We start from the raw sequence: 7,375 nt of genomic DNA on the forward strand, positions 1-7,375 counted from the left end.
CCACTAATAATCAATCAGGTATTCATCGCATGATGGTGTACCTTTGGGTTTTGTTATTCTATAACGGTTAGGTGCGATAATTAATAACAAGGAATTAAAATGAAATTGATTGCCCCCGCAGCCCTCCTAACCTCGCTGTGTTTTTCAGTATTAGCCAATGATAACCTGCAAACTTTTCAACTAGAAAATGTATTCGACCTTGAATATGCCAATCAAATTGAAATGACTAACGACGGTAAAACCGTCTACTTTGTTCGAAATCGGATGGACATTAAATCAGATAGTAAAGTTAGTAATATTTGGTCTGTCGACAGTAGTTCAAAGCAATTACAACCGCTTACATCGGGTGTACATATGGATTACTCCCCTGTCTTGTCGGCAGACCAATCACGTTTAGCGTTTATTTCAACTCGTGATGGCAGTAGCCAAATTTATGTAAAATGGCTAAAAACAGGCGCTGTTGCAAAAATTAGTAATCTTACTCAAAGCCCTGCAAGTTTGCAGTGGTCACCTAATGGTCGGCAATTACTGTTTAGCCAATTTGTACCGAGTAAAGTTAGTTCTCCTATTAACTTACCAGGCAAGCCTGAAGGTGCCAGCTGGGCAGAGCCTGCTAAATTTATTGATGACGTATATTATCGTGCCGATGGCGGCGGTTATACCAAGCCTGGTTTTCGTCATTTGTTTACTATTGATGCCAATGGCGGTAATGCCCGTCAGTTAACCTCTGGCGACTTTGATCATGGCGGGCCAGTTAGCTTTTCTGAAGATGGTAACAGCCTTTATTTTTCGGCTAATCGCCATGCTGACTTTAAACTCAAACCAACAAATTCTGAAATATATCAGCTGACATTAAATGATCTAAAAATAACAGCGCTTACCGACCGAGAAGGTCCTGATCAGCAACCGCAAATATCACCAGATGGGCGTTATCTTGCCTATACCGGTTATGATGATAAACGTACCAATTATGAAAATACCCAGCTATATATTCGCGATTTAAAATCGGGTGATACCACAAGTTTAACCGCTGATTTTGACCGCAGTGTCGAGCAAATTAAATGGGCTGATAACTCTAAAGGGCTTTATTTTAGTTACGCCAGTGAAGGCCAAACCGCACTCGCTTATCAACCACGTAGCGGCAAACGAAAAGTGATCACACAAAAAATAGGGAGTGTTTCATTCGGTCGCCCTTATTCTGGTGGTGACTTTGATATAAGCGACGATGGTAATGTGGCAATCACGCTTGCTGATACCCAACGTCCTGCTGATATAGCAATAGTTAAAAATGGTAAAACACAACGTTTAACAAAATTAAATGACGACGCGCTTGGTAATAAACAGCTGGCAAAAGTAGAAGAAATTTGGCTGAAATCAAGTTATGACGACTTATCAATTCAAGGTTGGGTCGCCTACCCTCCTGGGTTTGATAGTAATAAAAAATATCCCCTTATTTTAGAAATACACGGCGGCCCTGTCGCTAACTACGGTCCACACTTTAGCGCTGAAATACAATTATTTGCCGCTAAAGGTAATGTGGTTTTATATATGAACCCGCGTGGTAGTGATTCATACGGGAAGGAGTTCGCGCAAACTATTCATCACAATTATCCTAGTAACGATTTTGATGACTTAATGACTGGCGTTGATGCGCTTATTGGCAAAGGTTTTATTGATCAGTCAAAACTGTTTGTAACCGGTGGCTCAGGTGGCGGTGTACTTACGGCGTGGATTGTAGGCCATACCGACAGATTTGCCGCCGCTGTTGTTGCCAAGCCGGTGATCAATTGGATCAGCTTTGTACTAACTGCTGACTTCTACCCATTCTTTGCCGATTACTGGTTCCCAGGTAAGCCATGGGATCATATTGAGCATTATATGAAGCGCTCGCCAATTAGCTATGTTGGTAATGTTAAAACACCAACCATGCTACTCACTGGTGAAGCGGATTACCGCACTCCTATTTCTGAGACCGAGCAATTTTATCAAGCATTAAAGCTACAAGGAGTTGATACAGCAATGGTACGTATTCCTGATGCATCACATGGCATAACAAAACGGCCGTCAAACTTGATGGCTAAAGTCGCTTATATTCAATGGTGGTTTGATAAACATAGTAAATAGAAATTAGTTAGCGGCGAGAGTAAAGTTAACAAGTTGCAAGTGTGAAGCTAGAAACCGTAGCTTGGTCCTTAGCAACTTTTACTCTCGCTAATTTGTCACTAGTCAAATCCCCTGTAAACCCCCTTTACAAAAAGTGAGTGCTCATTCACATATTCTAAAGTTTACACAAATATCGGACTTTGTAAAAAATCGAGTTAGTAAAATTTCGGTTTATGACATTTTTTGGTCATTGAGTTAGTAAAAAATCGGTTTGAGTCACTGTTTATGGCGTTTAAGTTGGTAAAAAAGTGGTTTGTAGTCGGTTAGAGTTGGTAAAAAATCGGTTTATATTTTCTGATTAATGGCTAATAACGGCCATTTTTATCAAAATCCCCCCTTTCCAAAGAGCTAAAAGCTGATTAAATCGCTAAATTGATAAGAAATACCGCAAAAAAATTTACTTGATAAAAATCTGATCCAAAAATTGAAAGTAAATCTGATGCTAGTTAAATACTGATCCAAGCCTTAGTTAAAATCTGATCTGAGCGGTAAAGTTAGCAGGTGTAAAGCTGTATATCCTGTGTAATTGCTAGCATCAAAAAAAGGGCCTTGCGGCCCTTTGTAACATTGTTGAGTTGGACTGTTATGTTAGAACTGGTTCATAGTGTTTGCTTCACCGCCAGCTTTAAGCGCATTTTCACCTGAGAAGTACTCTTTATGGGTATCTCCCATGTTAGAACCTGCTAAGTCTTGATGCTTAACGGATGCTTGTTCGCGGCGAATTTCTTGACGCTGCACATCACGTACATAAGCCAGCATACCTAAGTCACCAAAGTAGCCTTCTGACAGAATATCAGTGCTCAATGCAGCCGTGTGATAGGTCGGTAGCGTAATTAAGTGGTGGAAAATACCAGCTTCGCGCGCGCCATCGCGTTGGAAGTTTTGTACTAACTCATCTGCTGCGACTGCAAGTTCAGTTGCATCCATCTCTGGTGCCATTAGCGCCTTATTATCATCAATACTTGGATAAGCAGATAAGTCTTTGCCTTCGTCTAACCACTGTTGATAAACTTGCTCGCGGAATTTCAATGTCCAGTTGAAAGAAGGTGAATTGTTATAAACCAGTTTAGCGTCAGGAACTTGCTCTTTAACCCGATTAACCAGTTCAGCAATTTGTTTTACATGTGGTTTTTCAGTTTCAATCCACAGTAAATCAGCACCCGACTGCAAGCTGGTAATACAATCTAGTACAACACGGTCTTTTTCTGTGCCTTCGCGAAATTGGTATAAACCATTATCAAGGCGAGTCGGCTTACATAGTTGGCCGTTCAGCTTCATTGCCGTATCACCTTCATTTAAATCTTCAACACCGTTAATTGGCGTGGTTTCTAAAAACGCATTGTACTGACTAGCAAGGTCGCCAGGTGTTTGTGATACCGGCACTTTTTGGGTCAAGCTGGCACCAAGTGAGTCAGTACGTGCGACAATAATACCGTTATCAATACCCAGTTCTAAAAAGGCATAACGCACGGCGTTAATTTTTGCTAAAAAGTCTTCGTGTGGCACAGTTACTTTACCTGCTTGGTGACCACATTGTTTCGCGTCTGAAACTTGGTTTTCGATTTGGATAGCACATGCCCCCGCTTCAATCATTTTTTTAGCGAGTAGGTAGGTTGCTTCTTCATTACCAAAACCAGCATCAATATCTGCGATGATCGGCACCACATGACTTTCAAAGTTATCTATTTTATCAAGTACCGCTTGTACATCACCACCAGTTGCTTTGGCGTTATCTAAGTCTTTAAATAAATGGTCAAGTTCACGAGCATCGGCTTGTTTTAGGAAAGTATAAATTTCTTCAATCAACGCCGGTACTGAGGTTTTTTCGTGCATACTTTGATCCGGCAGTGGGCCGAACTCAGAGCGCAGCGCAGCAACCATCCAACCGCTTAGGTATACGTAGCTACGCTTAGTGGTTTTTTGGTGACGTTTAATCGCCATCATCATTTGTTGGGCAGTAAAACCATGCCAGCAACCAAGCGATTGTGTGTATTGGCTGGTATCAGCATCATATGCAGCCATGTCTTCACGCATTATGTCAGCTGTAAACTGGGCGATGTCTAATCCCGTACGAAAACGATTTTGCAAACGCATACGACTTGCGTATTCAGGATTAATTGCTTGCCATGTTTTACCTTGTGCTTGACAAAGTGTAGCTAAAGTATCGGTTTCACGTTGATAAGTAGTCATAATAAAAAATCCTCTGAACGGGTTAAAACTAAATTTTATTTATATGGTTGTGTGAGAGGCTAAGAGTTAATGCTCTGTAGCGCTTAAATCAACATTAGGCCGATTTATTGGATTTAGTAAATTTATAGTTGTTATGCTGGCTATATATTTAGTGAATGGCTAAAAGAACACCTATTGCGTATTTTTAGGTTATGGTTAACAAAAGATTGCTTACATGCAGTCAATTGCACCGTGACCGTTTAAAAGGATATCGATTATGACACTCTCTCACAGCCAATTTGGATTAACCGTAGATAACCAATTAGCCGATTTTGTTAACCAGCAACTGCTACCCGGTACAGGTATTAGCGAACAACACTTTTGGCAAGGATTTGCTGAAATTATTGATGACCTTAGTCCGCTTAACCGTGCATTATTAGTCAAGCGTGAAGACCTACAACACCAAATTGATAGCTATCACCTAGCAAATAAACACTGGGATGCAGCGCAATACCAACAGTTTTTAACTGACATTGGTTATTTAGTCCCTGAGCCCGATAATTTTTGCATTGAGACAGAAAATGTTGAGCCTGAAATAGCCCGCACAGCTGGCCCTCAGCTGGTTGTGCCAGTAAGTAATGCACGCTTTGCACTTAATGCCGCTAACGCACGCTGGGGGTCGTTATACGATGCCTTATACGGCACTGATGTACTTAGCGAAGAAGATGGCGCTGAAAAAGGCAGCAACTATAATCCTGTTCGCGGTTTTAAAGTAATGGCCTACGCAAGGCAGTTTTTAGATAAAGCGTTACCACTTGAAAATGGCTCTCATATTGAAAGTACTAATTATTCGGTAGTTAATGGCCAGCTCATCATCACCTTACGTGATAGCTCACAAACAGGCTTAAAACAATCAGCGCAACTTGTTGGTTTTCAAGGTGAAGCACAAAACCCCAGGGCAATTTTATTACTCAGTCATGGCCTCCATATAGAGCTACAAATAGATCATAATCATAGCATTGGTGCCGCCGACAAAGCGGGCTTAAAAGACGTCCTCCTCGAAGCTGCACTTACCACCATTATGGATTGTGAAGACTCCGTTGCCGCCGTTGACGGCGAAGATAAAGTGCAAGTTTATCAAAATTGGTTAGGCTTAATGAAAGGCACTCTCGCTGAGTCATTCACAAAAGATGGCAAAACGATTGAGCGTATACTCGCTAAAGACCGCAGTTATTCAGGTATTGATGGCAAACCGCTAAGTCTAAAAGGGCGTAGTATGATGTTTGTGCGTAATGTTGGCCATTTAATGACAAACCCTGCGATTCAAGATAGCCAAGGCCGCGACGTATTTGAAGGTATCATGGATGCAATGATCACGGTCACTGCCGCACTGCATGACTTAAATGGCAATAGCCCGGTAAAAAATTCAACTGCAGCCAGTATCAATATCGTCAAACCGAAAATGCATGGTCCTGAAGAAGTTGCTTTTACCAATACATTATTTAGTCGTATTGAACAGCTTTTACAGTTACCCAAAAACACCATCAAAATGGGCATTATGGATGAAGAGCGCCGTACATCGGGGAACTTAAAAGCCTGTATTAATGCTGCTAAACAACGTGTGGTATTTATCAATACTGGCTTTTTAGACCGTACAGGTGATGAAATTCATACCTCAATGCAAGCAGGTGTAGTATTACCAAAAGCAGCCATTAAACAACAAACTTGGATCAATGCTTATGAAGACAGAAATGTCGATATCGGTTTGCAAACCGGGTTAAGTGGTCGCGCACAAATAGGCAAAGGTATGTGGCCAATGCCCGATAAAATGGCGTTGATGATGGAGCAAAAAATTGCCCATCCGCAAGCAGGCGCTAATACAGCCTGGGTGCCCTCCCCTACTGCAGCCACCTTACATGCTATGCACTATCATGACGTTGATGTGTTTGCCTGTCAAAAAGCGATTGCCCAGCGTCAACAAGCTAGTTTAACAGAACTATTAACTCCGCCTTTGATGGTTGATCCTAATAGTTTGAGCAAAGAAGATATTCAGGCAGAGCTGGATAACAATGCTCAAGGTATTTTAGGTTATGTAGTACGTTGGATTGATCAAGGTGTAGGCTGTTCTAAAGTGCCTGACATTAACCATATAGGATTAATGGAAGATAGGGCTACACTGCGTATTTCAAGCCAACATATGGCTAACTGGTTGCAGCATGGGGTATGCACGCAAGCACAAATAGAAACTACTATGGCGAAAATGGCAAAAGTAGTGGATAGCCAAAATGAAGGGGATCCGGCTTATGTTAATATGGCTGATTCAGTGCAAAGCTTAGCACAAAGTATTGCATATCAAGCGGCATTAGCCCTTGTATTAGAAGGAGTTAAACAACCCAGTGGTTATACTGAACCATTGTTGCATGCGTTTCGTATAAAATATAAAGCGCAACAATAACTCCCCTTCGAGTTTGTTAGTGTCATATTGCCAGCCCTCGGGCTGGTTTTTTTTGCTTAAATTATCCTTTAACCATAACTTTGCTGAATAATCAGCATTCAGAAAAATAAGCCATCAACAACAAAAAAGCACATTCCAGCAATGAAATGCGCTTTTGTATCTTCTCGAAACTAGTGTTACTACTGGCTAAATTTATAACTTCAGCCTAATTCACTACCGTGGCGTTATGATAAACGTTTTGTACGTCGTCACAATCTTCCAACATTGCAATAAATTTATCAAAATTAGCGATAACATCGGCATCAGTAATTTCTATATGCACTTGTGGCACGAAGGTGATTTCGTCAACTTCAAAAATAATACCTGCAAACGCCTCTTCTAATGCTGTTTTTGCTTTGTAATATTCGGTATGTGGAGCAAAAACCGATACTTTGCCATCTTCAACTTCTACATCGGTTACATCAACATCAGCCATCATTAAAGCTTCAAGTACCACTTCATCATCGTCACCACTAAAACCAAGTACAGCTAAATGATCAAACATATGTGCTACACAGCCTGGCGTACCTATTTTTGAGTCGGTTTTAG

General features: G+C 41.1%; 4 protein-coding genes. 2 read left to right on the forward strand and 2 right to left on the reverse strand.

Annotated features, from left to right (window positions below; all coding sequences use genetic code 11):
* The first annotated feature begins 99 nt into the window (after nucleotides 1-99).
* Nucleotides 100-2,124: a S9 family peptidase gene (locus H5232_RS08410; RefSeq protein ID WP_182761153.1), complete on the forward strand. Its 2,025-nt coding sequence runs from the start codon at nucleotides 100-102 to the stop codon at nucleotides 2,122-2,124.
* 627 nt (nucleotides 2,125-2,751) lie between these two features.
* On the opposite strand, the gene H5232_RS08415 is transcribed toward H5232_RS08410, so the two are convergent.
* Nucleotides 2,752-4,353, reverse strand: a complete 1,602-nt coding sequence (locus H5232_RS08415; protein ID WP_145238853.1) for an isocitrate lyase — start codon at nucleotides 4,351-4,353, stop codon at nucleotides 2,752-2,754.
* A 256-nt stretch (nucleotides 4,354-4,609) separates the two neighbouring features.
* Here H5232_RS08415 and H5232_RS08420 point away from each other — a divergent pair, with 256 nt between their 5' ends.
* Entirely contained in the window at nucleotides 4,610-6,787 is a 2,178-nt protein-coding gene (locus H5232_RS08420) for a malate synthase G (RefSeq protein WP_182830771.1), read from the forward strand.
* A 205-nt stretch (nucleotides 6,788-6,992) separates the two neighbouring features.
* Here H5232_RS08420 and H5232_RS08425 read toward each other — a convergent pair.
* The coding region (locus tag H5232_RS08425) for a YebC/PmpR family DNA-binding transcriptional regulator (RefSeq protein WP_182830772.1) at nucleotides 6,993-7,375 on the reverse strand (383 nt) is incomplete at its 5' end.

The organism is Pseudoalteromonas sp. SG41-5, from assembly GCF_014164495.1.
GTDB lineage: Bacteria > Pseudomonadota > Gammaproteobacteria > Enterobacterales > Alteromonadaceae > Pseudoalteromonas > Pseudoalteromonas rhizosphaerae.

Excerpts from the sequence above, each read along its gene's own strand:
- H5232_RS08410 (WP_182761153.1), top strand. The coding sequence starts at position 100 with ATGAAATTGATTGCCCCCGCAGCCCTCCTAACCTCGCTGTGTTTTTCA.
- H5232_RS08415 (WP_145238853.1), bottom strand. The coding sequence starts at position 4,353 with ATGACTACTTATCAACGTGAAACCGATACTTTAGCTACACTTTGTCAA.
- H5232_RS08420 (WP_182830771.1), top strand. The coding sequence starts at position 4,610 with ATGACACTCTCTCACAGCCAATTTGGATTAACCGTAGATAACCAATTA.